Source organism: Aeromonas sp. INTO2, from assembly GCF_049860605.1.
GTDB lineage: Bacteria > Pseudomonadota > Gammaproteobacteria > Enterobacterales > Aeromonadaceae > Aeromonas > Aeromonas caviae.
This window is the reverse complement of record NZ_CP187588.1, coordinates 2,685,080-2,711,414: the sequence shown is the minus strand read 5'-3', so window position 1 is coordinate 2,711,414 and position 26,335 is coordinate 2,685,080. Positions and strand designations below refer to the sequence as shown.

At 63.6% G+C, this 26,335-nt stretch carries 25 protein-coding genes and 2 tRNA genes; 7 read left to right on the top strand and 20 right to left on the bottom strand.

Annotated features, from left to right (window positions below; translation table 11 throughout):
• Positions 1–80 precede the first annotated feature (80 nt).
• Both fur and ACPW74_RS12720 read right to left on the bottom strand, forming a co-directional pair.
• Entirely contained in the window at positions 81–509 is a 429-nt protein-coding gene (fur, locus tag ACPW74_RS12725) for a ferric iron uptake transcriptional regulator (RefSeq protein WP_010674102.1), read from the bottom strand.
• A gap of 127 nt (positions 510–636) precedes the next feature.
• A complete protein-coding gene (locus ACPW74_RS12720) occupies positions 637–2,250 on the bottom strand; it encodes an IS1634-like element ISAs25 family transposase (protein ID WP_010674210.1) in 1,614 nt (537 codons plus the stop codon).
• A gap of 218 nt (positions 2,251–2,468) precedes the next feature.
• On the opposite strand from ACPW74_RS12720, the gene ACPW74_RS12715 reads away from it, so the two are divergent.
• On the top strand, positions 2,469–2,942 hold the full coding sequence (locus tag ACPW74_RS12715) for a DUF4442 domain-containing protein (protein ID WP_010674103.1): 474 nt from the start codon (positions 2,469–2,471) through the stop codon (positions 2,940–2,942).
• A gap of 68 nt (positions 2,943–3,010) precedes the next feature.
• Here the strand turns inward: ACPW74_RS12715 and fldA are convergent, their stop codons facing one another.
• From fldA to ACPW74_RS12695, 4 genes are read right to left on the bottom strand one after another with little or no spacing between them, the layout of a single operon-like run.
• Positions 3,011–3,535, bottom strand: coding sequence for a flavodoxin FldA (gene fldA / locus ACPW74_RS12710; protein ID WP_010674104.1), 525 nt, complete (start codon positions 3,533–3,535; stop codon positions 3,011–3,013).
• Positions 3,536–3,575: 40 nt separating this feature from the next.
• Positions 3,576–3,872, bottom strand: a complete 297-nt coding sequence (gene ybfE, locus ACPW74_RS12705; RefSeq protein WP_005325670.1) for a LexA regulated protein — start codon at positions 3,870–3,872, stop codon at positions 3,576–3,578.
• Between the two features lie 20 nt (positions 3,873–3,892).
• Complete coding sequence (locus ACPW74_RS12700) at positions 3,893–4,114, bottom strand: DUF2788 domain-containing protein (protein ID WP_010674106.1); 222 nt, start codon at positions 4,112–4,114, stop codon at positions 3,893–3,895.
• A 55-nt stretch (positions 4,115–4,169) separates the two neighbouring features.
• On the bottom strand, positions 4,170–4,934 hold the full coding sequence (locus tag ACPW74_RS12695; RefSeq protein WP_113977976.1) for an alpha/beta fold hydrolase: 765 nt from the start codon (positions 4,932–4,934) through the stop codon (positions 4,170–4,172).
• Between the two features lie 290 nt (positions 4,935–5,224).
• Here ACPW74_RS12695 and seqA point away from each other — a divergent pair, with 290 nt between their 5' ends.
• Both seqA and pgm read left to right on the top strand, forming a co-directional pair.
• Complete coding sequence (gene seqA / locus ACPW74_RS12690; RefSeq protein ID WP_042017344.1) at positions 5,225–5,734, top strand: replication initiation negative regulator SeqA; 510 nt, start codon at positions 5,225–5,227, stop codon at positions 5,732–5,734.
• 53 nt (positions 5,735–5,787) lie between these two features.
• Positions 5,788–7,437: a phosphoglucomutase (alpha-D-glucose-1,6-bisphosphate-dependent) gene (gene pgm, locus ACPW74_RS12685; RefSeq protein ID WP_010674109.1), complete on the top strand. Its 1,650-nt coding sequence runs from the start codon at positions 5,788–5,790 to the stop codon at positions 7,435–7,437.
• 74 nt (positions 7,438–7,511) lie between these two features.
• On the opposite strand, the gene ACPW74_RS12680 is transcribed toward pgm, so the two are convergent.
• On the bottom strand, positions 7,512–8,393 hold the full coding sequence (locus ACPW74_RS12680) for a DMT family transporter (protein WP_113977977.1): 882 nt from the start codon (positions 8,391–8,393) through the stop codon (positions 7,512–7,514).
• A 94-nt stretch (positions 8,394–8,487) separates the two neighbouring features.
• Here ACPW74_RS12680 and ACPW74_RS12675 point away from each other — a divergent pair, with 94 nt between their 5' ends.
• Positions 8,488–8,970 (top strand): MarR family winged helix-turn-helix transcriptional regulator, encoded by a 483-nt coding sequence (locus tag ACPW74_RS12675; RefSeq protein ID WP_113977979.1) that lies wholly within the window; start codon positions 8,488–8,490, stop codon positions 8,968–8,970.
• Between the two features lie 45 nt (positions 8,971–9,015).
• Here the strand turns inward: ACPW74_RS12675 and mltB are convergent, their stop codons facing one another.
• The 10 genes from mltB to ACPW74_RS12625 form a co-directional block, all read right to left on the bottom strand.
• Positions 9,016–10,113, bottom strand: a complete 1,098-nt coding sequence (gene mltB, locus ACPW74_RS12670) for a lytic murein transglycosylase B (protein WP_045525304.1) — start codon at positions 10,111–10,113, stop codon at positions 9,016–9,018.
• A gap of 94 nt (positions 10,114–10,207) precedes the next feature.
• Positions 10,208–10,810 carry a CDP-alcohol phosphatidyltransferase family protein gene (locus tag ACPW74_RS12665; RefSeq protein WP_104452683.1) on the bottom strand — a complete coding sequence of 201 codons (603 nt, stop codon included), beginning with the start codon at positions 10,808–10,810 and terminating at the stop codon, positions 10,208–10,210.
• Positions 10,803–11,465, bottom strand: a complete 663-nt coding sequence (locus tag ACPW74_RS12660; RefSeq protein ID WP_113977980.1) for an ATP-binding cassette domain-containing protein — start codon at positions 11,463–11,465, stop codon at positions 10,803–10,805. Before ACPW74_RS12660 ends, ACPW74_RS12665 begins: the two co-directional genes overlap by 8 nt.
• A gap of 4 nt (positions 11,466–11,469) precedes the next feature.
• Positions 11,470–13,080 (bottom strand): ABC transporter permease, encoded by a 1,611-nt coding sequence (locus ACPW74_RS12655; protein WP_425858156.1) that lies wholly within the window; start codon positions 13,078–13,080, stop codon positions 11,470–11,472.
• 48 nt (positions 13,081–13,128) lie between these two features.
• Positions 13,129–14,298, bottom strand: a complete 1,170-nt coding sequence (locus tag ACPW74_RS12650; protein WP_113977993.1) for an ABC transporter substrate-binding protein — start codon at positions 14,296–14,298, stop codon at positions 13,129–13,131.
• A 19-nt stretch (positions 14,299–14,317) separates the two neighbouring features.
• Positions 14,318–16,474 carry an FAD-dependent oxidoreductase gene (locus ACPW74_RS12645; RefSeq protein WP_113977983.1) on the bottom strand — a complete coding sequence of 719 codons (2,157 nt, stop codon included), beginning with the start codon at positions 16,472–16,474 and terminating at the stop codon, positions 14,318–14,320.
• Positions 16,471–17,046 carry a carboxymuconolactone decarboxylase family protein gene (locus tag ACPW74_RS12640; RefSeq protein ID WP_039039829.1) on the bottom strand — a complete coding sequence of 192 codons (576 nt, stop codon included), beginning with the start codon at positions 17,044–17,046 and terminating at the stop codon, positions 16,471–16,473. Before ACPW74_RS12640 ends, ACPW74_RS12645 begins: the two co-directional genes overlap by 4 nt.
• Positions 17,036–17,746 carry a DUF1499 domain-containing protein gene (locus tag ACPW74_RS12635; RefSeq protein WP_113977985.1) on the bottom strand — a complete coding sequence of 237 codons (711 nt, stop codon included), beginning with the start codon at positions 17,744–17,746 and terminating at the stop codon, positions 17,036–17,038. The genes ACPW74_RS12640 and ACPW74_RS12635 overlap by 11 nt, the downstream gene beginning before the upstream one ends.
• A 127-nt stretch (positions 17,747–17,873) precedes the next feature.
• Positions 17,874–18,152, bottom strand: a complete 279-nt coding sequence (locus ACPW74_RS12630) for a peptidylprolyl isomerase (protein WP_039039827.1) — start codon at positions 18,150–18,152, stop codon at positions 17,874–17,876.
• Positions 18,153–18,211: 59 nt separating this feature from the next.
• Positions 18,212–18,607 carry a hypothetical protein gene (locus ACPW74_RS12625; protein ID WP_113977987.1) on the bottom strand — a complete coding sequence of 132 codons (396 nt, stop codon included), beginning with the start codon at positions 18,605–18,607 and terminating at the stop codon, positions 18,212–18,214.
• A gap of 536 nt (positions 18,608–19,143) precedes the next feature.
• Here ACPW74_RS12625 and ACPW74_RS12620 point away from each other — a divergent pair.
• Together ACPW74_RS12620 and ACPW74_RS12615 are read left to right on the top strand one after the other, a co-directional pair.
• The gene (locus ACPW74_RS12620; RefSeq protein WP_223924475.1) at positions 19,144–20,925 is read left to right on the top strand and encodes an autotransporter assembly complex protein TamA; all 1,782 of its coding nucleotides are present in this window, start codon (positions 19,144–19,146) and stop codon (positions 20,923–20,925) included.
• Positions 20,926–21,001: 76 nt separating this feature from the next.
• Positions 21,002–24,775, top strand: coding sequence for an autotransporter assembly complex protein TamB (locus ACPW74_RS12615; protein WP_223924476.1), 3,774 nt, complete (start codon positions 21,002–21,004; stop codon positions 24,773–24,775).
• Positions 24,776–24,981: 206 nt separating this feature from the next.
• Here ACPW74_RS12615 and ACPW74_RS12610 read toward each other — a convergent pair.
• Positions 24,982–25,066 (bottom strand) — tRNA-Tyr (locus ACPW74_RS12610).
• A 31-nt stretch (positions 25,067–25,097) separates the two neighbouring features.
• A tRNA-Tyr gene (locus ACPW74_RS12605) sits at positions 25,098–25,182 on the bottom strand.
• Positions 25,183–25,308: 126 nt separating this feature from the next.
• Between ACPW74_RS12605 and ACPW74_RS12600 the strand changes: the two genes are divergently transcribed.
• A complete protein-coding gene (locus ACPW74_RS12600) occupies positions 25,309–25,821 on the top strand; it encodes a VC2046/SO_2500 family protein (protein WP_041215524.1) in 513 nt (170 codons plus the stop codon).
• 63 nt (positions 25,822–25,884) lie between these two features.
• Here the strand turns inward: ACPW74_RS12600 and hpf are convergent, their stop codons facing one another.
• On the bottom strand, positions 25,885–26,217 hold the full coding sequence (hpf, locus tag ACPW74_RS12595; protein ID WP_223924477.1) for a ribosome hibernation-promoting factor, HPF/YfiA family: 333 nt from the start codon (positions 26,215–26,217) through the stop codon (positions 25,885–25,887).
• Positions 26,218–26,335: the final 118 nt, after the last annotated feature.

Here is a 26,335-nt window from a genome sequence, read left to right as displayed (position 1 = left end):
CCCTGCCGCTTCTGGTCCGGATTGCGGACACAAAAAAGCCAGCATCATGCTGGCTTTTTTATTGCGCCGACCCGGCCGAATCAATCGTCGTGCTTGCAGTCACCGTTGGCGCAGTGGCCATACAGGTAAAGGCTGTGGTTGGTCAGGCGGATGTTGTGCGCCTTGGCGATGTCGCGCTGGCGCTGTTCGATCACCTCGTCGGAGAACTCGATCACCTTGCCGCAGTCGAGGCAGACCAGGTGGTCGTGGTGCTCCTGGGTGGCGAGCTCGAACACCGACTTGCCCCCTTCGAAATGGTGACGGGTGACGATACCGGCATCATCAAACTGGTTGAGAACGCGATAAACGGTAGCGAGACCAATCTCCTCGCCCTGATCGATCAGCCGTTTGTACAGATCTTCCGCACTGGTGTGCTGGCAGTCCGGCTGTTGCAGGATTTCCAGGATCTTGACACGGGGCAAGGTGATCTTGAGCCCGGCCTTTTTTAACGCTTGGTTGTTGTCTGCCATTTCTATTTATTCGCATTCTCGAAGGTGTGGTTATTCTGATTGACTGCCGCTGTAATGGCAACCACGAACTCGCTTGGCCTGTCATTATAGGTCGTAGCCAAGTTAAAACCGACATTCCGCACCTGATTTAGGAATAAATTTGCCGATAGCGCTCACCCAATACCTCCAAAATGATCTGCTGGTCTCCTGTTAGCTCCGTTACTTGTGGCGGAGCTTCTCCCAGTCGATATTCATGGATGCCACCAAAGCGCAAAAAGATCCAACGGGCCGTCGGCTGCTGGGTCGGTTTCTTTTTCATATCCGCCACACTGCGATTCTGCTCCACTAATCCCTGCCGGATCCGGTGCTCCAACGCTGCGTAAATCATCAGGCTACAGGTCATCACCATGAGCAACGCTTCAATCCGCTCCGGCTTTTTCAGGTACAGTGAGGAGGTTAAAAACTCCGGGCTCTTGAGAAAACGAAAGCCCCGTTCGACATTCTGCTGCGCTTTATAGGTGGCCAACAGTTCGGCCATGGTCAGCGTATCGCTGTGGTCATTGGTCGCCAGGATGAACACCCCGGTCTGGTTGCGGGCCTCTTCAACGCAAGCCAGGCTAGTTGCCGCCAACCCAGTGATTTGAAACTGATGGCCAATTGGCTCTTCGCCACGCTTGGGTCTGCCACGTCCTGTATAAACGGGTTCACCTACCACTTCGGCATCCAGTTGCAGCAGCATCAAGCTGGCGGTAAAACAGCTCAACTCAGCTTGGGCATCCGCCTCACAAGCAAAGCGTCGGGCACACAATTTGGCGAAGGCTTTGAGCTCGCGGGTACTGTCTTTGAGCAGGTTTTTGGCCAATGTCTGCTGCTCGCGGTGGCTGGCTTGTTCGCTGCGCACCAGCAACCAACGTTGCGCGACCCCGGCATAATTCGCGTGTTGCCAACGGCCATGATAGCCATTGCCCAGAGCGGTCAGCGGTTGTGCACCTATGGTTGCCACGGCCTGCTTTGCCTCATTGAGAGTGACGGGCACCCGGGTCACAAATAGTTGCTGCTGTTGCGCCAGTAATTGCAAGGTATCGGCGCAGTACAGTGCGGCATCGCCGACCAGATAACGGCACTCCTGCGCGGCCTTGAGACTGCTCAAATGGCGACGAACGGTCTGGGCAAAGGCTTTGGTGTCATTACTATTGCCGCTCAGGGCCTGCATATAGACAGGTAGGCCAGCCTGATTTTCACAGATGAGCTCAAGGATCACTTGATTCAGCTCTGGCCGGTGATCACGACTATAACCACGCACCAGTTGCAGCTTACCGACCAGATCCCCATCGGCACAGTCATAGGCGCCATCGACGTGGAAGCTGGTAATATCGAGGTGCACTGCGGTGCTTTTGAGCCCCAGCCGCTCGACAACTTGCGCCGCCATCACCTGATACAAGGCGCTGACATCGGCCTCAAAGAGGGCATCGAGACAGCGACCGAGCACATCATCATTGAGGTCATCAGCACAGATCCCGGGGCCAATCAGGCGCTCAACCGGCTTGTTAGCAAAGAATTGCGGGAACATGTGCAGGGTGCTGCTGTGAAAGCCGAGGCCGTTCACTATCATGGCGACCAAGGCTTCACCATGTGAGACCTTGAAAGGCGGGGTTTTGGGGAGCAAGGCATCGATCATGCGGGCAATGCCCAGTTCCTGGCAGAGTGCGGCGACCAAACCAAGGTGATCGAGGTTACGGATCGAGATAGCGGGTGCGGCCATGATGATCTACCTGCAAAAGAGAGTAATAGATCAGAACGGCCGATCGCCGTCAAGCACTGAAAATAGCAAAATCAGGTGCGGAATGACGGTTAAAAATAAACCCAGCAATTCAAGGGCTTTAGATCATCAAGCCCGTCATGGGAATATTCAGGCCCGCTTGCTCGACCAGAGAATGTTGATACTATGTGACTTCTTTATAGTCTGGTCGGATGAGATCCATGGATTGGCTTTTCGGCAATGCCGCCTGGGTGCGCTGCGCCCTCAACGCCTGGCCCCCCTTCTGGGGCGCAGGCATCAAGATAGAAACCCTGAGCCCCGATTTCCGCTTCTGCCGGGTGACGCTCAAGTCCCGCTGGTGGAACAAGAATGCCAACCGGACCCAGTTCGGCGGCAGCATGTTCGCCATGACGGATCCCATCTACCCGTTGATGCTGATGGGCTATTTCAAGAACCGCTACTACGTGTGGGACAAGGCGGGCAGCATCAATTTCATCAAGCCGGGCAAGGGCAAACTGGTGGCGGAGTTCACCCTGAGCGACGCCAAGCTGGCATCGATCGTGGCGGCGACCGAGGGGGGAGAGAAGCACTTTCCCGAGTTCGAGGTGCAGGTGCAGGATGGTCAGGGCGAGCTGGTGGCCCAGGTGAAGCGCACCCTCTATGTCAGATCCAAGCCCCAGCACAGGGGTGGCTGAATGCCTGCTGCAGATGCAACAAGGGCCCCGTCGGGGCCCTTGTTGCATGAAGAGGGAGGGAGATCAGATCACTCCAGCTCGCCCAGGCACATCTCTTCGTGCAGCTGTTTGCACCAGCCCTTGACACGCTCGGCTGTCAGTTCGGGTTGGCGATCTTCGTCGATGCCCAGGCCCACGAAGTGTTTGTCATCCACGAGCGCCTTGGAGGCTTCGAACTCGTAGCTGGCGGTCGGCCAGTGGCCGATGATGATGGCGCCCTTGGCTTCGACGATGTCACGCAGGGTGCCCATGGCGTCGAGGAAGTACTCGGCATAGTCTTCCTGATCGCCGCATCCGAAGATGGCCACCAGCTTGTTGTTGAAGTCGATCTCTTCGAGTTCGGGGAAGAAGTCGTCCCAATCGGCCTGGGCTTCGCCGTAGTACCAAGTCGGGATGCCGAACATCAGCAGATCGAAGCTGTCGATATCGGCCTTGCTGCTCTTGGCAATGTCACGGACTTCAATCAGTTGTTTGCCCAGTTCTTTCTGGATCATCTTGGCGACAGCTTCGGTATTACCGGTATCGCTGCCGAAAAACAGACCTACACTAGCCATAGTGTTTCGTTACCCGTATCTGGTGTTGATGCTTGACGGTTCAGATTGCGATGCCTGCTGCATGAGCAGACTCGATCTGTTGCTTCAGGATAGATTGGATCAGCTCGGCTCGGCTGACGTTCTGTTGCAGCGCAAGTTGGTTCAGGCGCTCCAGCAACTCGGCTTCCACCTTTAACTCGACCCGTTTCAGCCCGTTCTCACGATCGCGCTTGAGCTGGTTGCGCTTGTTGATCTTGAGCTGGGTCTCGCGGGGGAGTGGATTGGTCTTTGGCCTGCCGGGGCGCTTCTCAGTTGCGAACAGATCCAGTGTTGTTCGATCAGTTTGCTGTTTGGCCATACATCACAGATGAAAAGTAGTTAGCCGATCCCTGAGCCTTCCCAGCCCATTTCGATCAGCCCCTTGGCGACAAAACCCGCGCAACCCAGAAACAACACCAGCCAGACGATGAAGCGGCCGAAGCGGGGCACATTGCCCCGTTTGAGCACGTCCTGAATGGCCAGACCAATCAGCAGGAAGATGGCCACGAAGAACAGTTTCAGGCCCAGACTCTCGATGAGATCGATGTGTTCACTCAGCATGGATTGCGCGCACTCCTTAAGACGGGCGCACTATATCACAAAGGATTTGAAACTGTTAACCGCCTGTCGACAGGAAATCCACAACCAGTTTGTTGAACAAAACCGGCTTTTCCGCGTGCAACCAGTGGCCGGTGCCGGCGATGACGCGGGCCCTGGCGGCCGGGAACTGGGCCATCGCGGCCCCGGTGTATTCGGGCAGCATATAGTCGGAGTCGCCCCCCTTGATGAAGAGTGTCGCGCCTTCGAAGCGGCGTTCATCGTCGGGCCAGCCCATGATGTTGGCGTAGTTGCGCTCAAGGGCCGGCACGTTGAAACGCCACCCCCATCCAGACTCCCCTTTGGCGAAGGATTTGAGCAGGAACTGGCGCACCCCGGCGATCTCGATGTGCTCGGCCAGCATGGCTTCCGCCTCGCTGCGGCTCTGGGGGGGCGTGGCCAGCGTGGCATTGAGCCCGGCAAACACGTTCTTGTGGCGGGCGTGGGGATAGGCCACCGGGGCGATGTCCGCCACCACCAGCTTGCTGACCCTGTGAGGGGCCTGCTTGGCGACCTGCATGGCGACCTTGCCCCCCATGGAGTGGCCCACCAGGGCCACCTGCTCAAGTCCAAGATGGTCCAGCAGGGCCAGGATGTCCGCCGCCTGGGCCGGGTAGCTCATCTCGTCCGAGTGAAAGGAGGCGCCGTGATTGCGCAGATCGACGCTGATGACCCGGTATTGTTCGCAGAGGGGGCGCGCCAGCAGGCCGAGGTTGTCCAGGCTGCCAAAGAGGCCATGGATCAGCACGACAGTCGGGCCTTCGCCCTGATCCTTGAAGTTCAATCGTGGGTATTGTTGCAAAATGACACCTTATCGGTCGTGGGCTCTATCGCCATAATTTTTAACACACTGAAAGAAAAGGATTTCATTCCTGGTGGGGGATTTTTTTGTGGTTTTTTTTCAAAAATATCGCCCCGGGATCGGCTATCAGTGCGGGGGATCACACACTTGGCCCGTCATTATGCCGTATTCTCAAGGAGATTCATGCACATCTGTCCGCCCCTTGCTTGGGCTGCCGGGTCTGCCTATGTATAATCGCCGCATCCGAATTTCGACGAGTCCAGCGCATCCCTATGAAAACCATCGAGCTTGATGACGATCTCTACTTCTTTATCGCGAGCCAGACCCGGCACATCGGCGAGAGTGCGTCCGATATCCTGCGTCGCCTGCTGGAGCAACCCGCCCAGGCCGGCACGGCAACCGTGGCGGCCGCGCCTGCGATGCAACCGCAACCCGTGGCAGATGCCCTGGGGCTGGAGGCGTTGCTGGACTCCGGCGAGCTTCAGAAAGAAGAGAAGTCCATCAACCGCTTCATGCTGGTATTGAGCACCCTCTATCGGGACAACCCGGAAGGCTTCACCCAGGCGACCGAGATAAAAGGGCGCAAGCGCGTCTACTTCTCCCGTGACCCGGAAGCGCTGCGTGCCAGTGGCAGCACCACCAAGCCCAAGCCGGTACCGGAGACCCCGTTCTGGGTGATCACCAATACCAATACCAGCCGCAAGCAGAACATGGTGGCCCAGCTCATGAACAGCATGGGTTATGACGAGGATCTGACGGCTCGGGTGTGCGGCGCCGTTTAACCCATCAATGACTTCAGGCCTTGCCGGGCAAGGCTCAGCTCAAGGAAAACGCCATGGCACAGCATTCCCACGCCGGTCAGCCGGCTCGTCTTTGCGATCTGACCAACATTCCCCGTCTGGTCAGCGCCTACTACCTCAACAAGCCGGACATGAGCCGCCCTGAGCAGCGGGTCGCCTTCGGCACCTCCGGTCACCGCGGCAGCGCCCTGCACAGCGCCTTCACCGAATCCCACATTCTGGCGGTGACCCAGGCGCTGGTGGAGTACCGCCAGCAGGCCGGTATCACGGGGCCGCTGTTCGTCGGCATGGATACCCATGCCCTGTCCGAATCCGCCTTTGCCAGCGCGGTGGAAGTGCTGGCGGCCAACGGTGTCGAGACCCGCATTCAGGCTGGCCTCGGCTTCACGCCGACCCCGGTCATCTCCCATGCCATCCTGCGCCACAACGCAGGCAAACCCGTGGCCCAGGCGGACGGCGTGGTGATCACCCCGTCCCACAACCCGCCGGAAGATGGTGGCTTCAAATACAACCCGCCCCACGGCGGTCCTGCCGAAGGCGAGATCACCAAGTGGGTGGAGGATCGCGCCAACGCGATCCTGGAAGCGGGCCTGGCCGGCGTGAAGCGGATGCCGTTTGCCGAAGCCCTCAAGAGCCCGTTCGTGGTGGAACACGACTATGTCACCCCTTATGTGGATGATCTCGAAAACGTGCTGGATCTGGCCGCCATCAAGCAGGCTGGCATCAAGATCGGCGTGGATCCGCTGGGTGGCTCCGGCGTCGCCTACTGGGACGTCATCGCCAGGCGCTACGGTCTGGACATCGAGGTGGTGAACTACAAGGTCGATCCGACCTTCTCCTTCATGACCCTGGACAAAGACGGCAAGATCCGGATGGACTGTTCCAGCCCGTTCGCCATGGCGAGCCTGATTGCCCTGAAAGACAAGTTCGACATCGCCCTTGGCAATGACCCTGACTACGACCGTCACGGCATCGTCACCAAGGCGGGCCTGATGAATCCGAACCACTATCTGGCGGTGGCGATCCAGTATCTGTTCACCCACAGAACCGGCTGGCCCAAGGGGGCGGCCGTCGGCAAGACGCTGGTCTCCTCTTCCATGATCGACCGGGTGGCCGGCGAGATCGGTCGCACCCTCAAAGAGGTGCCGGTCGGCTTCAAGTGGTTCGTGGACGGTCTCTACAGCGGCGAGTTCGGCTTTGGCGGCGAGGAGAGCGCGGGTGCCTCCTTCCTGCGCAAGGACGGTACCGTCTGGACCACCGACAAGGATGGCTTCATCCTGGCGCTGCTGGCGGCCGAGATCCTGGCGGTGACCGGCAAGGATCCCCAGGCCCACTACGATGCGCTCGAAGCCAGATTCGGCCGCTCCAGCTACCGCCGCATCGATGCCCCGGCCAACAGCGCCCAGAAGGCGGTGCTCTCCAAGCTGGATCCGGCCCTGGTGGAAGCCTCCACCCTGGCTGGCGAGCCCATCCTCGCCAAGCTGACCAAGGCGCCGGGCAACGATGCCGCCATCGGCGGCCTGAAAGTGGTGACCGAGAACGGCTGGTTCGCGGCGCGCCCCTCCGGTACCGAGTCCATCTACAAGATCTACATGGAGAGTTTCAAGGGGGAGGCGCACCTGGACCTCATCCAGCAGGAAGCCCAGCAGATTGTCTCCGCCGCCCTGGCCAAGGCCGGCGTCTGACCCTTACGGCAACAACCCATGTGAAAGAGGAGCCCTGGTGGCTCCTCTTCTTTTTGTGTCGGGTTGACTGCGGATCAGCCGTTGTCGACGCTGCCGGTGGCGGCCTTGCGGTTCTGCCAGCGCTTGAGGAAGGAGCGGGCCGGCAGCTTCATCAGGAAGAGAGAGAGCAGGATGATGCCGATGCCGAGCCACTGACGGCCATCCAGGGTTTCTCCCACCATCAGCACACCGCAGGAGACCGCCACCATGGGGTTGGTGAGGGCCAGCATCCCCATCACCTCCGGGCCATGGCGTTTGAGTCCCCAGAGCCAGGCCCAGTAGGCCAGAGCCGTATTGAGGATCACCAGCCAGATAAGCCCGGGAGTGGCGTCAGCCCGGGGCAGGGGCATGGGGCCGGTCAGCCACCAGGCCAGCGGGATCAGCATCAGGCCGCCCAGCAGCAGCTGCCAGGCGGTCAGGGCCAGCAGATCGTCCACCGGCCAGCGTTGCATCCAGCGGCTCGACTGGCCGATGAGCAGGGTGGCGAGCAGGGCGCACGCCACGCCGACGGGATCCAGATTGGCAGAGGGATTGAGCAGCAAGAGCACCCCGACGAGCCCCATCACCCCCAGCAACAGCCACTTGATCGTCGGTCTGACACCGTCTTGCAGCCAGGCCAGCCCCATCAGGATGAGGGGCAGCGTCGCTCCCAACGTACCCGCCACGGCGCCGGGCAGGCGAAACGCCGCCACGAACAGCAGGGCGAAGAAGGCGGTGATGTTGCAAAACGCCAGCAGGAACTGCCTGCTCCAGACGAGAGGCGGCCTGCGGGGATGGAGCAACAGCAGCAGCACCCCGGCGGGGAGGGCGCGCCACACGGCCACCCAGTAGGGGGAGTAGTCGGTCAGGTAGAGACTGACGACGGCATAGGTGCTGCCCCAGAGCAGGGGGGCGAGCAGGGCGATCAGCAGTGGCATGGTTATCTCGCAACAAAGTATCTTCAAGTAAAGATACATTAGTCGCGAGTTGGTTTATTATCAAGTATCTTCATGTAAAGATAATGGAGCCCCAATGGAGAGTGATCATGTAGATCAGCTGCTGGCCCAGTGGGCCCGGCAGCGCCCGGACCTCGACTGCACCCCCATGGGGGTGCTGGGGCGGGTGGCGCGCATGGCGGCGATCGCCGGGCGCGAAGTGAACGAGACCCTCAAGGAGTGCGGTCTGCTGGGGTCTGATTTCGATATCCTGGCGACCCTGCGTCGGGCCGGCGAGTCGCTGACCCCGACCGCGCTCTACCAGTCCGCCATGCTGAGTTCAGGGGCCATGACGGCCCGGCTCGACAAGCTGGAGCAGCGTGGCCTGATAAGACGTGAAGCCTCCCCCGATGACAGGCGCAGCCTGCTGGTCTGCCTGACGGAGCCGGGGCGGGAGCTGGTTGACCATGCGGTGGAGCAGCACGTGGCGAACGAGCGTCGCCTGCTGGCCCCATTGAGCCTGGCCGAACAGGAGCAGCTGGCGGCCCTGCTCAAGCGCTGGTTGCTGGAAAACGAATAGCAAAACGGGCCCATCGGGCCCGTTTTCGTTGGCATTGAGGCTGGCTCAGTAGCCGCCTCTGGCATCCCTGACGGCAAGGCCAAGCTGCCATACCGCCATGGCGTAGTGGGTGCTGTGGTTGTAGCGGGTGATGGCGTAGAAGTTCGGCAAGCCGTACCAGTACTGGTAACCGGTGCCGACATCCAGACGCAGCAGGCTCGCCTCCTTGTGATTGCCAAGGGAGCCGGTGGGAGCCAGCCCGGCACCGCGCAGGGTGGCCACCGGGTAGCGGGTCTGGAAGCCGTGCTCATAGCCCGGCAGCTGTCCCTGGCCGCGTACTGCCACCGGCTGCCCTTTCTCCCAGCCGTGGGCCTTGAAGTAGTTGGCCACGCTGCCGATGGCATCCACCGGATCCCACAGGTTGGTGTGGCCGTTGCCGTTGAAGTCCACCGCGTAGTTGCGAAAACTCGACGGCATGAACTGGCCGTAGCCCATGGCCCCGGCATAGGAGCCCTTGGGTTCGGTGGGGTCCATCCCCTCATCCCGGGTCATCACCAGGAAGGCTTCCAGCTCGCCGGTGAAGAAGTCGGCGCGGCGCGGGTAGTCAAATGCCAGGGTCGCCAGGGCGTCGAGAATGCGGGTCTTGCCCATCACCCGACCCCAGCGGGTCTCCACCCCGATGATGCCGACGATGATCTCGGGTGGCACCCCGTAGATCTGCTGCGCCCGGTTGAGTTCACTCTCGTATTCACGCCAGAAGTTGACGCCGTTCTGTACGTTGTCCGGGGTGATGAACTTGGCGCGGTAGCGGTTCCAGGCGCCGGTCGGGCCGGTGGGCGGTCTGGTGGTGGGGGCCTGGGCGTCCATCAGCTTGATGATCCAGTCATAACGCTCGGCCTGGGCCAGTACCCGGTGCAGCTCGGCGCCGTCGAAGCCGTGCTTTTGCACCATCCGCTGCACGAAGTTGTCCACGTTGGAACGATTGGCGAAGTCCCCCTTGCTGACCCCGGGCTGGCTCACCTGCCCGTAGAAGGGTTTGCTCGGCGGCGTCTGGTTGATGAAGGCGCTGTTGGGTTGGGGTTTGACCACGGGCTTGGGCGCCGGCGTGCTGCTGCAGCCGTAGATCAGGGGAAACAGGGAGAGGACACAGACAAGGCGACGCATAGGGTTCTCGTGAGCCTGAAAAAGAGTGCCGTCATGGTAAAACATTGGCGTGCAGGCGCAAGTGCTCCGTGCCGGCGCGCCCTCCGGGATCCCGTCAGCGCAGGGTGTGGTAGCCGCTCCAGATCCGGGTCAGGGTCGTGATGGCACAGAGCAGGGCGAAACCGTAGGCCAGTGGCACGAAGGCGGCGGGCCAGAGGCACATGAGCACGAAGAGGGCGATGGTTTCGCTCCCCTCGGTAAGCCCGCCCAGATAGTAGAGGGATTTGTGGTGGTAGACGGGGCTCTCGATGCCCCGTTTGCCGGCCATGATGGCAAAGGCCAGAAAGCTCGATCCCGTGCCCATGAAGGCGAACAGCAGGGTGGCGGCGGCCAGGGAGTTGGCCGGGTCGGCGAGGGCAAAGCCCAGCACCACGGCGGCGTAGAAGATGAAATCCAGCGTGATGTCGAGAAACCCGCCGCAGTCGGTGATGCCCGTTTCCCGCGCCACGGCGCCATCCAGCCCGTCCAGCAGCCGGTTGAGCAGAATCGCCGCCAACGCCCACTGATAGCAGCCAAAGGCCAGCAGCGGCAGCGCCAGCATGCCGATGAGAAAGCCGGCGAGGCTCACCTGGTTGGCGCTCACCCCGGCCCGGCACAGGGGGCGGGCGAGCGCGGCGAGGGGGCGGCGGATAACCGGGATCAGGTGGCGATCAAACAAGGTGGTGCTCCTCTTCTGGGCTGGCTGGGGGGATCAGTTGCAAGATGGTGCCCGGCGCATCCTCTTCGTCGTGGGTCACCAGCAGGGCGGGGATGGCCTGCGTGCGCAGGCGCTCGAACACCAGGGTTCTGAATGCCGCCCGCAGCGGCTTGTCGAGGCGGGAGAAGGGTTCGTCCAGCAGCAATGCCCTGGGCTCGGCCAGCAGGGCTCGCAGCAGGCTGACGCGGGCTTTCTGGCCGCCGGAGAGCGCCCCTGGCAGCTTGTCCGCCTGAGCCTCCAGCCCGACCTCGGCCAGCGCCTCGCGGGCCCGGGTCTGCCTTGCCGCCATCCCCTTGAGATGCGCCGGCATGCCGAACATCAGATTTTCGGCCACCGTCAGGTGGGCAAACAGCAGGTCATCCTGAAACAGGATGCCGACCCCCCTCTCCTGGGGGGGCAGCGGGGTGAGGCGATGTGCGCCGAGCAGGATGTCCCCGGTCAGCCGGATGGGGCCCCCGGGTGGCAGCACTCCCGCCAGGGCCGCCAGCAGGGAGCTCTTGCCACAGCCGCTCGGTCCCATCAGGGTGAGTACCTCGCCCGGGGCCACCCTGAGGGGGGGGAGCGTCAGCAGGGGGGCACCGTCGAGGAAGAGGGTGAGTGCGGAGGTGTGCAGCATCGGGTCAGGACCTCAGGGCGGGGTTGATGCGCCGCGGCAGCCAGAGCGCCAGGGCATAGATGAAAAGGGGCAGCAGGAGTTGCAGCAGGCCGTAGAGCCCCGCCAGCCGCCGGTTGAGGCCGCTGCCGATGGCCACCGCCTCCGTGGTGATGGTGACGACCCGCCCGCCCCCGAACAGCAGGGTCGGCAGGTATTGGGCCAGGCTCACCGCCGCCCCGACACCGAAGGCGAACAACAGGGGACGGGCGAGCAGGGGACCCTTGACTCGCCACCAGGCCCCCCAGGTGCTGGCCCCGAGCGTGAGGGCCACCCGGGTGAGGCGCTCGTCGAACTGGCGATAGGGGCCGTGCAGGCAGAGATAGACGTATGGAAAGACGAAGATCAACTGGCTCCAGAGTACCCAGCCTGGGCCTATGCCAGTGAATCCCAGCCCGTCGGTCTGAAGGCGCAATCCAAACAGCAGGCTGGCCTGGGGCAGCAGCAGAGGCAGGCAGACAAGCCAGAGGGTGCGTGTGGCGCGGTGCGCAGGCAACGCCTCGAGGCAGAGCACCGCCAGCAGCAGGGAGAGCGCGGCGCAGAGCAGGGCCAGCCACAGACTCTGCCACAGCAGCGGGCCCAGGCTCGGCAGCAGAGCCAGCCAGTGGTGGCTGCTCCATTCGCTCGGCCAGAGGGTGGGAAAGGACCAGCGCCGGGTCAGGGACCAGAGCAGCAGGGCGGCGAGCACCAGCAGATTGGTCAGGAGCAGCCCCCACACGCCGATGCGGGCAATGAGTGCGGGCCAGGGCGAGGCGGGGGCGCGTCGCCCATCCAGCCAGCGTGCCTTGCCGAGGGTGAGGTGGGCCCGCTCCAGCAGCCTGAGGGCGCCAAGCAGCAGCAGGTTGAGGGCGAGCAGCAAGAGGGCGCCGCTGGCACTGGCGCCGCGCCAGGCGGGGTCGGCATCCTGATACCAGAGCCAGAGTCGCACCGCCAGGGGCGGCGGGGCATCCGGCCCCAGCAGCAGGGCGAGATCCACCACCGCCAAACCATAGGCGGCCACCGCGTAGAGGGGCAGTCGCAGGGCGGGCCAGAGGGCGGGCAGCAGCAGGCGCCACCAGATCCGGGGGGCACTGAAGCCGAGGCTGGCCCCCAGCCACTGCTGGCGCGCCACCTTGGCGGGATCCAGTGCCGCCAGCGCCATCAGCAGCAGGAAGGGAGTCTCCTTGAGGATGAGCACCACGATGAGGCCAAGCCCCCAGGGATCCTTGAGGGTTTGCCAGTCCGGGGGCAGATGGGTGAGGTCAAGCAGGGGGGCGACGAGGCGCAGCAGCCAGCCGGAGGGAGCGATCAGAAAGGCGATGCCGATGGCAAAGGCGACGTGGGGAAGCGCCAGCAGGGGGGAGAGCAGGCGGCGCAGCCAGCGCATCCAGGGACGCCCGTCCCCCTGGGCGAGAAGCAGGGCGGTGGCGCCGAGGGCCCCCAGGGTGGAGGCGCCCGCCACCCAGAGGCTCAACCCTGCGGAGTGCCAGAGTCCGGGCTGGGGGAGCAAGAGGGATAGATTGGCGGGGGAGAGCCCCTCGATGACCAGCCACAGCAGGCCCCCGGCGAGCGGGATCCCCAGCAGCAGGGCTCCCAGCATCAAAAAGGGCAAAAGGAGGAGAAGAGGGGCGCGCGCCTGCATGATGGATCAGTGGCCGTAGCGCTCGGCCCAGGCCGCTTCCAGCCGGGTCTGCCAGCTGGGGTGGGGCTCTGCCACCCCCTTGAAGCGCAATGCCGGACGGGTCTGGCCTGGCAGCGCCTCCTGGCGCAGCACGCTGGGATCCCCCCAGAAGGCGGGGTCGCTCTTGCGTGCCTGGGCGGCGGGGCTCAGCAGGAAGTTGACCACCACCTTGGCCCCGGCCCGGGCGGAGGCATTGAAGGGGATGGCGAGGAAATGGCTGTTGGTGAGCGCCCCTTTTTCCATGGCGATGGCATGGACGGTGGGGGGCAGGGTGCCGTTTTGCACCGAACTCTGGGCTTCCCCCGGGTTGAAGCTGATAGCCATGGCCAGCTCGCCGTCATCGAGCAACTGCCTGGTCTCGGCGGCGCCGGTGGGGAAGAGCCTGCCCTTTCGCCAGAGCGCGGGGTGAAGCTGGTCGAGCCAGGCCCAGAGAGGGGCGGTGACGCGGAGGAAGTCGGCATCGGTCGCCTCCCGATAGAGGGGCACCGGATCCGGTGTCAGCTCCAGCAGGATCTGCTTGAGAAAGCTAGAGCCGTGAAACTGGGGAGGCTTGGGGTAGGTGAAGCGGCCGGGGTGAGCCTTGGTCCAGGCAAGCAGGGCGGCCGCCGAGGTGGGAGGAACGTCTACCTGGTCGCCATCCACCATCAGATTGAGCTGGCCTATGCCCCAGGGGGCCTCCAGCCCCTCGACCGGCACGGTGAAGTCCTCACTCACCGGCAGGGCGGTGTCCACCAGGGCCATGTTGGGCAGCTCGTCGGTAAAGGGGGCCCCCAGCAGCCCCTGCTCCTTGAGCGCCTTGAAGTTCTCGCCGTTGACCCAGAGCAGGTCGATGGGGCCGTTCGACGTCTTGCCAGCCTGCTTGCCGGCCAGCAACTGGCTCACGCTCTGGGCGATGTCATCCACCTTCACCTGCACCAGCTCGACCTGGTACTGGCGAGCGATCTCCTGCCCCGCCCACACCAGATAGGCGTTGATCTCGGGGCTGCCCCCCCAGGCGTTGAAGTAGACGGTCTGCCCCCTGGCGGCCAGCAGGGTCTGCTGCCACGACGCGTCATTGGCGTGGAGCGGGGAGGCAAGCAGCAGGGGGACTGCGGCCATCAGGGGACGGAGCAGGGCGCGAAGTCGGGTCGTGAACATGATGGTTGCCTCGTCAGAGTCAGGCGCCGCGGCGCCAGCGGTGATAACGGGCCAGCAGCGCCAGCAGGCGCCCGGGCTGGCGGGCACGGCGCCAGGCGCCAGCCACGTACTTGTTCCCCTCCATCAAGGTGGGGTAGGGGTGAACGGTGGCGAGGATCTTGCCAAGTCCCAGGCGGTGGCGCATGGCGAGGGCAAACTCGGCGATCCGCTCGCCGGCGTGAGCACCCACTATGGTGGCCCCGAGTATCCTGTCACGGCCCGGCACCGTCAGCACCTCGACGAAGCCCCCTGACTCGCCGTCGGCGATGGCTCTGTCCAGCTCGGCCATCTCGAAGCGGGTCGACTCGAAGGGGATGCCTCGGGCCCGAGCCTCTTTCTGGTTGAGGCCGACCCTGGCTATCTCCGGACTGGTATAGGTGGCTGCCGGCATGACCCTGTAGTCTGCCCGAAAGCGCCTGAACTGGCCAAAGAGGGCGTTGATGGCGGCATACCAGGCCTGATGGGCGGCAAAATGGGTGAACTGGTAGGGGCCGGCAACGTCCCCCACCGCCAGGATGCTGGGGTAGTTGGTGGCGAGGAAGCCGTCGATGGCCAGGGTGCCGCCGGGGGCCAGTTCAACCCCCAGCGCCTCCAGCCCGAAACCGCTCACGTTGGCCTCCCGGCCAAGGGCCAGCAGCAGCTGGTCCCCCTCAACCACCAGCGTCTCGTCCCCCCGGCGCAGGTGCAGCCGGATGGGCAGGTTGGTGCCTTTACCGTCCATATACCCGGCCGAGGTAGCCTGCCAGCCGAGGTGCAGGGTGACGCCGTCGTGCTCCAGCTGCGCGGCCAGGGCCCCGGCGACGTCCCTATCTTCCCGGGGCAGCAGCTGAGGGCCTTGCTCCACCAGGGTGACGGGGATATCGAGCAGGGCCAGGCTCTGGGCCAGCTCGCAGCCGATGGGGCCCCCTCCCAGCACCAGCAGATGGCGGGGGGGCTCACGCAGTCGCTGCCAGAGGGTGTCGGAGGTGAGGTAGGGAACCCTGTCCAGCCCCGGCAGTGCGGGCACCCGGGGGCGGGCGCCGGTGGCGATCACGATATGACGGCTGGTCAGGCGCTTGCCGTTGACCTCCACCTCCCAGGGGGAGGTGATTCGCGCCCGCCCCTGGATGCACTCCACCCCAAGTCCTTCATAGCGCGCCACCGAGTCGTGGGGTTCGACCTCCTCGATGACCCGGGCGACCCGCGCCATCACGGCGGCGAAGTCGGCGCGGCTCTGGCTCGGGGTAAAACCAAGCTCTGTGGCCTTGCGCTGTTCAAAGGCGAAGCGGGCGCTTCGGATCAGCGCCTTGGAGGGGACGCAGCCGGTATGGAGGCAATCCCCCCCCATCCTGTGCTGCTCGATGAGGGCCACTCTGGCTTTCACCGCGGCGGCGATGTAGCTGGTGACCAGACCTCCGGCGCCGGCGCCTATCACCAGCAGGTTGTAGTCAAAGCGCGCAGGCTTGCGGTAGGGGGCGTGCAACCGGTAGAGGGCGAGACGGCGCTGCAAGGCACGCATCAGCCAGGGCATCAGGCCGAGCAGGGTCAGGGCGGCCAGCAGGCCGGGGGAGAAGAGGTTGCCTGTGCTGGTGAGGGTAGCCAGCTCGCTCCCCGCCAGCACGTAGACGAGGGTGCCCGGCAGCATGCCGAGCTGGCTGACCCAGTAGTAGGTGCTGACTCTGATGGGGGTGAGCCCCATCACCAGGTTGACCAGAAAGAAGGGGAAGAGGGGGATGAGGCGCAGGCTCAGCAAATAGAAGGCCCCCTCCTTTTGCATGCCGGCCTGAACGCTCGCCAGCTTGTCGCCAAAGCGTGTCTCGACCCAGTCCCGCAGCAGGAAGCGGGCGCTGAGAAAGGCCAGGGTGGCGCCAAGGGAGCTGGCAAAGGAGACCAGCAAGAGCCCCCACAGGATGCCGAAGACGGCGCTGCCCGCCAGGGTGAGCAGGGCCGCCCCCGGCAGGGAGAGGGCGGTGGTGAGCACATAGAGCACCAGAAACAGCAGGCTGGCCGCGACAACATGGCGGTCGACCCAAAGGGCCAGGCGCTCCTGATGAGCCTGCAACTGGGTGAGGCTCAGATAGTGGTCAAGGTCGAGGGCAAAGAAGGTGCCGACCAGGGCCCCCATCGCCAGCAACAGCAGCAGGCGTGCCCGGTTCATCCCTGCCCCTTGTCGAGGGGGCGCTCGGGTTGCACCGGCAACTGGCAGAACCCCTGGGGAGCGATGTCGAGAGCGGCATTGAACTTGGCGGACATGTTCTGGAAGGCGATGAGGCCGGTGAGCTCCACCAGGGCGTCGTCATCGAACCAGGGCTTGAGGCGGGCGGCCTGCTCGTCGCTCACGCCATCCAGCCCGGTCATGGCCTCGGCATAGTCCAGCACGGCCCGTTCCCGCTCGTCGAACAAGGGGCTGTCGCGCCACCGGGCCAGCGCCTCCACCTTGTCGCTGGAGCCTGCCCGCTTGACGAGGGTCATGGCGTTGATGTCGACACAGAAACGACACCAGTTGAGCTGGGAGACTCGCACCGTCACCAGGGAGCGCAGCACGGGGTCGATGGGGGAGCGCTTGCGGTTGATGACGCCGTAGAGGGTGGCGACCGCGGCGAACAGCCTGGGGGAGCGCCCCCAGCACTTGCCCGGGATCAGCACCTGACCGTAGTTGCGTTTCTGCAGCCAGAAGAAGGGGCGGATGAACCAGGCGTAGGCCCGGTCCGGTTTGACCTCAATGCGCATCTTGTTCCTCTTTGAGCTTCTCCATCTTGGGCTTGTAGGCCCCGCCCAGGCGCTCGTTCAACCGATTCAGGAAATCGATGATCCGTGCCCGGTTGACCCCCAGATCGCTGCGCCCCTGGCGCGAGGCGGAGCGCATGTCGATACGGGTCTCTTTGGGCCCGGCAAAGACCCGCAGGGCCACGTCATCCTGAAACCCGAACCAGCCGGTGGTGACGACGGCATCGATACCCTCGCTGCCCGGATGAACCTGCCAGCCCAGCTCCGTCATCAGTTCCTCGGCTTCCGCGAGCACTTCGACCGGGGATGCCCGGGTATAGAGAGGACCGGGGTTGCCTGGAAATACTTGCAGGGGCGGGGGGGAGACCGGGAGATCCTCCTGGCTTCTGAGCTGCTCGGCCCACTGGAGCCGTGGCGGATGGTAGGGATCCGTGCTGACGTCGTTGGTGAGGGGGGAGCGCAGCGCCTGGACGAGAAACAGCAGGGGCAACAGCAGGGGAGTTATGCCCCAGATATCCGGCCAGAGGTTGGTGGTGCGGCGATAACGCCAGGGCAGGCGCAGCAGCAGCACGAGGCTGAGGAGGGCGCTGGCGAGACAGAGGATGAAGCCGAGCCACCAGGGCCAGAGATGGGCGCGGCTGCCAAGGGCCCCGCAAAGGGGCAATAGCCAGGTCAGCAGCGGCCACCACAAAGAGCTGTGCATATGAGGGATCCACGGGACAGGATGGAACTATGCCCAGAAGGATAAACTTAATTGCCTGATAACGTTAGTAAATGATCATCAATCCCGGGCGTGCGGCTCAGAGAGCCGATGGCCTCGTTGCCCTGGATCAGTTGCGATAGAGCACCTTGATGAGGTGGAAGCCGAACTTGGTGCGCACCGGCCCCAGCACGGTCAGCAGCTCCCCCTTGAACACGGCATCGTCGAAGGACTTGACCATGTCCCCCTTGGAGAACTCCCCCAGATCGCCGCCACGCTTGCCGGAAGGGCAGGTTGAGAAACGCTTGGCCATCTGGCTGAAATCGGCGCCCTTGGCGAGCTTCTCCTTGATCTCCAGACACTGTTTCTCGGTCTTGACCAGGATGTGCTGGGCACAGGCTTTTTTCATCGGAATGCTCCTCGGCGAGGGGAAAGGGGGCACAAGATTACTGCAATTGCGCCTCCACGTCAGCCCCTCGGGCGCGAGACCCGGCTCCGGGGGCCGGTGGCCAGGGGGACCCTGGCCCGGGATTGCCAGAGGATCTCCAGCCCCAGCAGGGCATAGAGGCTCCAGATGGCCAGGGGGTTGAGCCAGTTGCCCCCCATCTGCAGGGTGGCCAGGGCTGCGCTCACCAGCAGCAGAACTATGCCGGGCAGGCGCCAGTGGGCAGACAGGGGAGCGAGCAGGGCCATGCCCAGCAGCAGGGCCAGGCCAAAGGGCAGATTGAGCGCGGTGAAGGCGAGGGCCTGCTGGCCGTTCATGCCGGTCAGCAGGGCCAGCAGGGCGCTGCAGCAGGCCAGGAAGGTGATGAACTCGATTCGGTCGGCGATGTAGTCAGCCAGTTGTTCGCTACGTAGGTGCATGGGGTCTCTCCTGCGATGATTGGGATCAGTGTGGGACAGGCAGGAGCGCAGGGGCAGCGGGATAAATCGATTGAATTGAACGAAGCTTTAGTGCCATCTATTCAAGTGATTGATTTAAACTTATTTTCCTGTTCAATAGCAGGCAGGATGGGGAAGAGAGCGCGGAGCAAGTCGAGGGGGACGGGTTGACGAAACCCGCCGGATGCGGGGTGTCCGACAAGGGGTGTCGCGACGAGCCGGACCCTGCTGCCAGCCCAAGGCCGCCAGGGGAGATCCGGCGTGGCGGGGTCGGTGGTGGCATTTTGTTCGCCCCTTGCCCGGATTGTGCGCAGTTTGGCTCCTTACACACGGCTGGCTCCTTGCAGGGCCGAAGCGATCCCCGCACCGGGGGTGGCAGAGCGGCACGCAAAGGGGCCCCGAGCGTGGGATTTCGGCGTCGCGATTATGCTAGGATGAGCGGCACTCGCCCGGGATGAGTCTCGGTATCGTACTAAATAACACAATCTTTAAATCATGTTATTCGGGGAAACTGACGTTTGACAGGATGCTATCCTACTTTTCTCACCGGGAGCACTTCATCCGGGCGATCCCGTCGCCCCGGGCCCGGTCTCTTGCTGCTCGCCCTCGCCCTCGCTCTCTGGCTGATGGCGATGCCCGCCATGGCGGCCAAGTTGACCTACCAGATCAAGGGGGTCAGGGGAGAGCAGAAAGACAACGTCGAGGCCTACCTCAACGCCCTGCCCGTCTACCAGGAACGCCAGTACCGCCCCGCCCGCGCCAAGATCACCGAGAGCGTACAGAAGGCGCTGCAGGTCTATGGCTACTACCAGCCCAAGATCACCCTGAACCGCGACAAGAAGGCGCCCGCCAAGGTGGTGATCGAGATTGAGCGGGGGGAACCCGTGATCATCTCGCGCCTCGACATCCTGCTGGAAGGGGATGCGGGGAGCGACGAGGTGTACAGCGAGCTGCTGGACAAGCTGCCCCTCAAGGAGGGAGATCCCCTCAACCACGGCAAATATGAATCCATCAAGGCGGATCTCGGCAGTCTGGGGCTGGCCCGCGGCTATTTTGACGCCAAGATCAGCAAGAGCCAGGTCAAGGTTTTCCCGGAACAGGGCAAGGCGGAGATCTACATCCTGTTTCGCTCCGGCCCGCGCTACCATTTCGGCGAGATCCGCTATGACGCGACGCCGGAGGCACTGCACCTTATTCGCCCGCTCATCAACATCAAGAGCGGCGACCCCTATCTGGCGATCCGTCTGGCGGGGATGTCCCAGGATGTCTCTTCCACCAAGCTGTTCAAGCAGGTGGACATCAAACCCCTGATCAGCCAGGCCGAGGGCAACCGGGTGCCGGTGCAGGTGACCCTCTCCAACCGGGTCGATCACGAGATTGAGACCGGTATCGGTTATGCCACGGACGTGGGGCCGCGCCTGAGTGCCACCTGGGAGAAACCCTGGGTGAACCGCTATGGTCACCGCCTCTCCAGCACCGCCAAGATCTCGGCGCCGGAAGCGGAGCTCAGCTTCGACTACCAGATCCCGGTGGGCAACCCGCTACGGGATTACTACTCCCTGCAGGCGGGCTATCAATACACCGACAACAACGACACCCGCTCCGATCTGGCCACCTTCGGGGTGCACCGCTGGACACGCCGACCGGAGAGCTGGGACAGAGACGTCTTTGTGCGCCTGGAGAACGAGCGCTACGTCCAGGGTCAGGACGAGGGGAACAGCCTGCTGCTGATCCCCGGCGTCTCCTGGTCACGGCTGCGGGTGCGCGGCGGTCTGGTGCCGGATTGGGGGGATCGCCAGCAACTGACGATGGAGTTCTCGAGCCCCTACTGGGGGTCCGATATCAGCTTCATGCGGGTGTGGGGGCGCAGCAAGTGGCTGCGCACCCTGGGCGAAGATCACCGTTTCCTGATGCGGGCCGAACAGGGGGCCATCGTCGGGGATGATTTCTCCCTGGTCCCCCCCTCCCTGCGCTTCTTCACCGGCGGCGATCAGACGGTCCGGGGTTACGGTTACGAGACCATTTCGCCACGGGGGGACGATGGCAAGCTGACCGGCGGGCGCTACGCAAGCGTCGGCAGCCTGGAGTACAACTACCGCTTCAGCGAGAAGTGGCTCGGCGCCCTGTTCGTGGACGCCGGGACCGCCACCGTCGACTACAGCGAGGCCTGGAAGATAGGCACCGGGGTCGGGGTGCGCTGGGTCACCCCCATCGGTCAGGTCAGGCTCGATCTGGCGGTGGGCATCTCCGAGGAGGACAAGCCGCTGCGGCTGCACTTCGCGCTGGGGCCGGAACTATGACCCGGCAACCAGGCGCACATCCTCTTCTTTCTCTTTTCTGGCCGCTGCGGCTGCTTTCCTTGCAGGGGTCTGCATCGTGATCTGGGTAAAACGCATTTTCTTGTGGCTCATGGGCCTCTTCTTCCTGCTGCTCATCGGCGTCAGCCTGCTGGGCTTCACCCATCAGGGCAACAAGTGGCTGTGGCAACAGGCCAGAGCCGCGCTGCCCTCCCTCAAGGGGGAGCTGGTGGCGGGGCAACTCGGGTATGGCTGGACCTTCGAAGGGGTTGGCTGGCGGGACGAGCTGGTGGATGTCACCGTGGAGCGGGCCGTGCTGGACTGGGATCTGGGCAAGCTCCTGCAGGGCAAGCTCTGGATCAAGTCTCTGGCGGTGACTCGCCCCGTTGTCCGGGTGGCGGAGTCCGAGCCGGTGCCGGAAGAGCCGTCGGAGCCCTTCGTCTGGCATCCGTTGCCGCTCAAAATCCAGGTCGACAGCCTCAAGGTTGCCGATCTCGATGTGGCGGTGCCCGGCGTGACGATCACCCTCAAGGATCTGGACATTGGCGCCGCCCTGGATCGCGCCGGGCTCATCGTGCGCGGCCCCGTGCTCGATGGCCTGAACGTGGTGGTGGCACCGTCCCCGGCGGAGGCGGCCAGTGACAAGGGCGCCAAACCGGCGGATGAGAAAAGCGCCACCCTGGCGGCCGGCGAGGGCAAGGCTGCCCCCGGTGACAAGATGCAGGCCGCAAGCAAGCCCGAGCCCATGGTGCTGCCGGCGGTGCGACTGCCTTTCCCCATCCAGCTGGAGGGGCTGAAAGCCACGGCGTTCCGTTATCAGCAAGGTGAGCTGGTGGAGGGGCTAGACAACCTCTTGCTGTCGGCCACCGCCGAGGAGGAGCGCATCGACATCCGGGAGCTCTCCTTGCGCCATGCCATGGCGGATCTGACCTTGAGTGGTCAGGTGCGCCTGCACGAGGATTACCCCCTCGCCCTGACTCTGGATGCCAAGGCGCGTCAAGGGCTGCTGGACGGGGAGCTCAAGGGGGAGCAGGTCAATCTCGTCCTGGACGGTTCTGTGGGCAAGCTTGGGCTGGCACTCAAGGCCAAGGGGCCGGTGGGCGCCAATCTCAAAGGATCCCTCGCGGCCCTCGACCCGGATCTGCCCTTCGATCTGGCGCTGGACTGGAAGAGCCTCTCCTGGCCCCTGCACAAGCCCGCCAAGGATGAGCCCAGCTATCGGCTGGACAAGGGCACCCTGAGCGCCAAGGGCAAGCTCTCCGGTTACCAGTTTGCGCTCAACACCGCCGGCAAGGGGACCGATGTGCCCCCCTTCAAGGTGGCGCTCTCGGGCAAGGGGGATCTCAACCAGCTGAGCCGCATCGAGCTGCTGCTGGGGGCCCTCAAGGGGGAGCTCAAGGTCGACGGCAAGCTGGCCTGGAGCAAGGGGGTCCAGTGGCAGGGGACGACCGAATTCAAGGGGATCAACCCGGCGGAGCTGGTGCCCGAGATCAAGGGGGTACTGGCGGGCAAGATCACCAGTCGCTTCGATCTGGATGAGGCGGGCCACTGGCAGCTGGCCCTGCCCGAGCTCAAGGTGGATGGCAAGCTCAACCAGTATCCCCTGGCCTTGCAGGGCAGGCTCAGCGGCAACGACAAGATGGAGTGGACCATCCCGGCCCTGGCGCTGCAAAGCGGCCCAAACCGGCTGCAGGCCAAAGGCTCGCTCACGACCCAGGCCTGGAAGCTGGATGCGGATCTGGATGCGCCCAAGCTTGGGGGTATCTACCCGGGTCTGGGAGGGGACATCAAGGGCCAGGTGCGCGTCACCGGCAACCAGCAGGCGCCGCGCGTGAATGCCGATCTGGTGTCGGGCCGACTCGCCTACGCGGGCACCGTCCTCAAGGAGACCGTCATCAAGGCCAACGCCCTGGTCGGGGAGAAGCCCGCCGGTGAGGTGGCGGTGACGGTGGCGAGCCTGGCGCAGGGGGAGACCAAGCTCTCGCAAATCGCCCTGAACCTGAGCGGCGATCTCGAGCGCCACGGGCTCACCTTGACCATGAAGGGGGATCCCCTGGCGGCAGACCTCAGCCTGAATGGCAGCCTGCGCGGTGACCACTGGCGTGGCGCCCTTGCCGAGCTGAAGCTCAAGACCCCCCTCAAGCGCTGGGCGCTGACCGCCCCCTGGTCTCTGGACCTGGATCTGCCGAAACAGCAGTTGACCATGGGGGATCTCTGCCTCGCGTCCCAGAAGGCCAGTCTCTGCGTCAAGGGGAGCCGGATAGCCCAGTCCCAGGGCAATCTGGAATTTGCCCTGAACGAATTTGATCTCAAGCGGCTGCGCCCCTGGTTGCCGGACAATTTCCGCTGGCAGGCGGTGCTGTCGGCCGACGGGCGCGCCAGCTGGCGCGGCAACCAGCCGACCCTGCACGCCACCGTGCTCACCACGCCTGGGACCTTCGTCGCCGACGAACTCAAGACCGACTACCAGCGCCTCGAGCTCGGGATCGATTTCGAGCGCCAGCAGGCCGCCATCCGGGTCGATTTCGCTTCCGAGCAGATCGGCAACATCGACACCGATCTGCTGATCCGGGATCCCGCTGGCCGCGGCAACCTCGGCGGTCAACTCAGGTTTGACGATCTGAAGCTGGCGACCTTTGCGCCTCTCATTCCCGAAGTGCGCTCCCTGCAAGGGGTCATCTCGGCGGATGCCCGCTTCGACGGTACCCTGGCTGCCCCCCTGCTGTATGGCGAGCTGAACCTGAAGGAGGGGGAGGTTCAGACCCACTCCGACATGGTGACCCTCTCCAAGCTGGTGACCCGCCTCAAGATAGAAGGCAACCGGGCCGAACTCGACGGCTCCATGATGGTGGGCAAGGGCCCCCTGGTGCTGGGGGGCTGGCTGAGCTGGGCCCAGCAGCCGGTGACCGGCAGCCTCACCATTCAGGGCAAGGAGCTGGAGGCCCAGTACCCGGGCATGGGCCGGGTCAGGGTGACCCCTGACATCGCCATCTCTCTCGGGGAGGAGACCAGGGTGACCGGTCAGGTGGACATCCCCTGGTCGCGCATCCTGGTCAAGAGCCTGCCAGACAGCGCGGTAGCGGTCTCCGATGACGTCACCGTCATCTACGACGATCTGCCGCCGGTCCCCAAGGCGGCACCGCTGCCCATGGAGATCAGGCTCGCCATCCGGCTCGGGGACGACGTCCGCCTCGAAGCCATGGGACTCAAGACCAAGGTGGGAGGGGCCCTCAACATTCGCCAGGATCCCTCCAAGCCGCTCTCGGGCAACGGGCAACTGGAGCTCAGGGACGGGCGCTTCAAGGCCTATGGCCAGAACCTCATCATCAAGGAGGGGCGGATCCTCTTCTCCGGCCCCATCGATCAGCCCTATCTCAACATCGAGACCTATCGGGATCCGGATACCATCGAGGACAACGTGACCGTCGGGGTGCGGGTGACGGGGCTGGCTGCCAAGCCGAAGATCACCGTCTATTCCGAGCCGCAGATGGCGCAGTCCGAACAGCTCTCCTATCTGTTGCGGGGCAAGGGATTGCAGACCAGCGGCGAGGATGGCGGCTTCAACGGCCTGCTGGTGGCGGGGGCCGTGAGCCAGGCGAGCGGCGTGGTCTCCAGCATCGGGGAGTCCCTCGGCATGAGCGACGTGGCCCTCGATACCGCAGGCAGTGGTGATGACACCCAGGTGACCCTGTCGGCCTACCTGCTGCCCGGCTTGCAGTTCCAGTACGGGGTCGGGGTGTTCAGCCCCATCGCCGAATTCAAGCTGCGCTACGAGCTGATGCCAAGGCTCTATCTGCAGGCCATGAGCGGGGTGGCCCAGGCGGTGGATATCTTCTATCGCTTCACCCTGTAAGGGGGCGCGGATGACAAGACAGATACCTGGGGGGACGCTTATCCCCCTCTGCCCGACCTGCTGATGACAGCTGTCGCCAGCAGGTTCGGGGTGAGAGCGTGCATATATTGACGGGAGGCCTGGCCTCCCGTTATTTTTGTAGAAGAAGGGGATTTGTGGAAGGCAGAAAAGCGAAAACCCGGCACAAGGCCGGGTTCTCTGAAAGATGGTGGAGGGAGAAGGATTCGAACCTTCGAAGGCAGAGCCGTCAGATTTACAGTCTGATCCCTTTGGCCGCTCGGGAACCCCTCCACGGGGCATGACCTGATTGTGCGCACTTGAATGGTGGAGGGAGAAGGATTCGAACCTTCGAAGGCAGAGCCGTCAGATTTACAGTCTGATCCCTTTGGCCGCTCGGGAACCCCTCCCCAAGTGCGAGGCGCATACTAACAGATCTGTCGCGCTTGTGAACCCCTCTGCCGGGATTTTTAATGCTTAAAGGATCGGGTTGATGGCCGATAAGCAATGAAACCTTCATTTCCAAGATTTATCTCATGCTGCCCAGTGCGATTCGTGACCGCTTGCTCGTGGATGAGGCCCAGTTGGGCCAACGGCTCAACCAGGATCTCCGTGCGGGGGACCGTGCCGACTTCAGGCTGCATCTGGCGCTGCTGACTGATGCAGTGGAAGAGCAGCCCTGGTTTGATGCCCCGCCCAAGCCTGCGTCGGGTGAGCTGGATTGGCGCTCCCGTTTCGGTCTGATGCCCCGGGCATCCCTGCAAGGCGGGGTGGAAGAGAGCGATGCCACCAGCCTCAACGAGCGTCTGCAACAGGGCGGGTGCATGACGGATGTGAGACTCTGGCTGGCGCTGCGCTCCCCGCCACTGGTGAGCCGAACGCCCGCGCTGGATCCCGCGGTGTACGACAACCTCTCGGCACTGGGTCGCGAGCGCTGGCAGGCCCGACCTATGGGCGCTGACCCCAGGGAGGAGGCTCCGCTGATGATGCTGCCGCTGCTCGATGAGCTTGCGCAAGGGGTGGATGCCAGGCTGCGCTGGCTGGGGTGACGGTACGGTAGAATGCAAAAAGGCGGGATAACCCGCCTTTTGCTTTATGAATGGTGAACCTTGTCAGGCGTCTGCTTCGTCCGGTTGGGGCACTTCCTTGCCGGCGGCACGACGGGCGATGGGTTTTTCCGTGTGACGGTTGAGCTGGCGTTCCAGCTTCTGGCCCAGGTCCGTGATGGCGGCATAGATATCCTCGTGCTCTGCTTGCGCAAACAGTTTGCCGTTGGGAATGCCGATAGTGGCTTCGACGATATACATCAAACGCTCTTTGGAGATGATCACATGGGGTGTGATAAGAGGCACCTGAAGACGCTCGAGCTTTTCAAAACGGGATTCAATGCGCTCGCGGATGGCTGGGGTGATGTCGATGATTTTACTGGTCATTTCGATTTTCATAATGGCCCCCTTCGGGTCGTCTTGCTTGTGTCTTCACCTCCAGATTACCCATGTCGCCAAATCAAAATGTGATCTGTGTCACGAAAAATGCCCTTGGGAATCCCGCTGTCCATAAATT

Bases quoted from the DNA above. Each gene is read 5' to 3' on its own strand.
- mltB (WP_045525304.1), bottom strand. From the start codon at position 10,113: ATGCGTCGCCTTGTCTGTGTCCTCTCCCTGTTTCCCCTGATCTACGGC.
- ACPW74_RS12640 (WP_039039829.1), bottom strand. From the start codon at position 17,046: ATGCGCATTGAGGTCAAACCGGACCGGGCCTACGCCTGGTTCATCCGC.
- ACPW74_RS12650 (WP_113977993.1), bottom strand. From the start codon at position 14,298: ATGTTCACGACCCGACTTCGCGCCCTGCTCCGTCCCCTGATGGCCGCA.
- ACPW74_RS12600 (WP_041215524.1), top strand. From the start codon at position 25,309: ATGCTGCCCAGTGCGATTCGTGACCGCTTGCTCGTGGATGAGGCCCAG.
- ACPW74_RS12700 (WP_010674106.1), bottom strand. From the start codon at position 4,114: ATGCTGAGTGAACACATCGATCTCATCGAGAGTCTGGGCCTGAAACTG.
- ACPW74_RS12630 (WP_039039827.1), bottom strand. From the start codon at position 18,152: ATGAAAAAAGCCTGTGCCCAGCACATCCTGGTCAAGACCGAGAAACAG.
- ACPW74_RS12680 (WP_113977977.1), bottom strand. From the start codon at position 8,393: ATGCCACTGCTGATCGCCCTGCTCGCCCCCCTGCTCTGGGGCAGCACC.
- hpf (WP_223924477.1), bottom strand. From the start codon at position 26,217: ATGAAAATCGAAATGACCAGTAAAATCATCGACATCACCCCAGCCATC.
- seqA (WP_042017344.1), top strand. From the start codon at position 5,225: ATGAAAACCATCGAGCTTGATGACGATCTCTACTTCTTTATCGCGAGC.
- ybfE (WP_005325670.1), bottom strand. From the start codon at position 3,872: ATGGCCAAACAGCAAACTGATCGAACAACACTGGATCTGTTCGCAACT.
- ACPW74_RS12635 (WP_113977985.1), bottom strand. From the start codon at position 17,746: ATGCACAGCTCTTTGTGGTGGCCGCTGCTGACCTGGCTATTGCCCCTT.
- ACPW74_RS12675 (WP_113977979.1), top strand. From the start codon at position 8,488: ATGGAGAGTGATCATGTAGATCAGCTGCTGGCCCAGTGGGCCCGGCAG.
- ACPW74_RS12660 (WP_113977980.1), bottom strand. From the start codon at position 11,465: ATGCTGCACACCTCCGCACTCACCCTCTTCCTCGACGGTGCCCCCCTG.
- ACPW74_RS12645 (WP_113977983.1), bottom strand. From the start codon at position 16,474: ATGAACCGGGCACGCCTGCTGCTGTTGCTGGCGATGGGGGCCCTGGTC.
- ACPW74_RS12720 (WP_010674210.1), bottom strand. From the start codon at position 2,250: ATGGCCGCACCCGCTATCTCGATCCGTAACCTCGATCACCTTGGTTTG.
- ACPW74_RS12625 (WP_113977987.1), bottom strand. From the start codon at position 18,607: ATGCACCTACGTAGCGAACAACTGGCTGACTACATCGCCGACCGAATC.
- ACPW74_RS12715 (WP_010674103.1), top strand. From the start codon at position 2,469: ATGGATTGGCTTTTCGGCAATGCCGCCTGGGTGCGCTGCGCCCTCAAC.
- ACPW74_RS12655 (WP_425858156.1), bottom strand. From the start codon at position 13,080: ATGCTGGGAGCCCTGCTGCTGGGGATCCCGCTCGCCGGGGGCCTGCTG.
- pgm (WP_010674109.1), top strand. From the start codon at position 5,788: ATGGCACAGCATTCCCACGCCGGTCAGCCGGCTCGTCTTTGCGATCTG.
- fldA (WP_010674104.1), bottom strand. From the start codon at position 3,535: ATGGCTAGTGTAGGTCTGTTTTTCGGCAGCGATACCGGTAATACCGAA.
- fur (WP_010674102.1), bottom strand. From the start codon at position 509: ATGGCAGACAACAACCAAGCGTTAAAAAAGGCCGGGCTCAAGATCACC.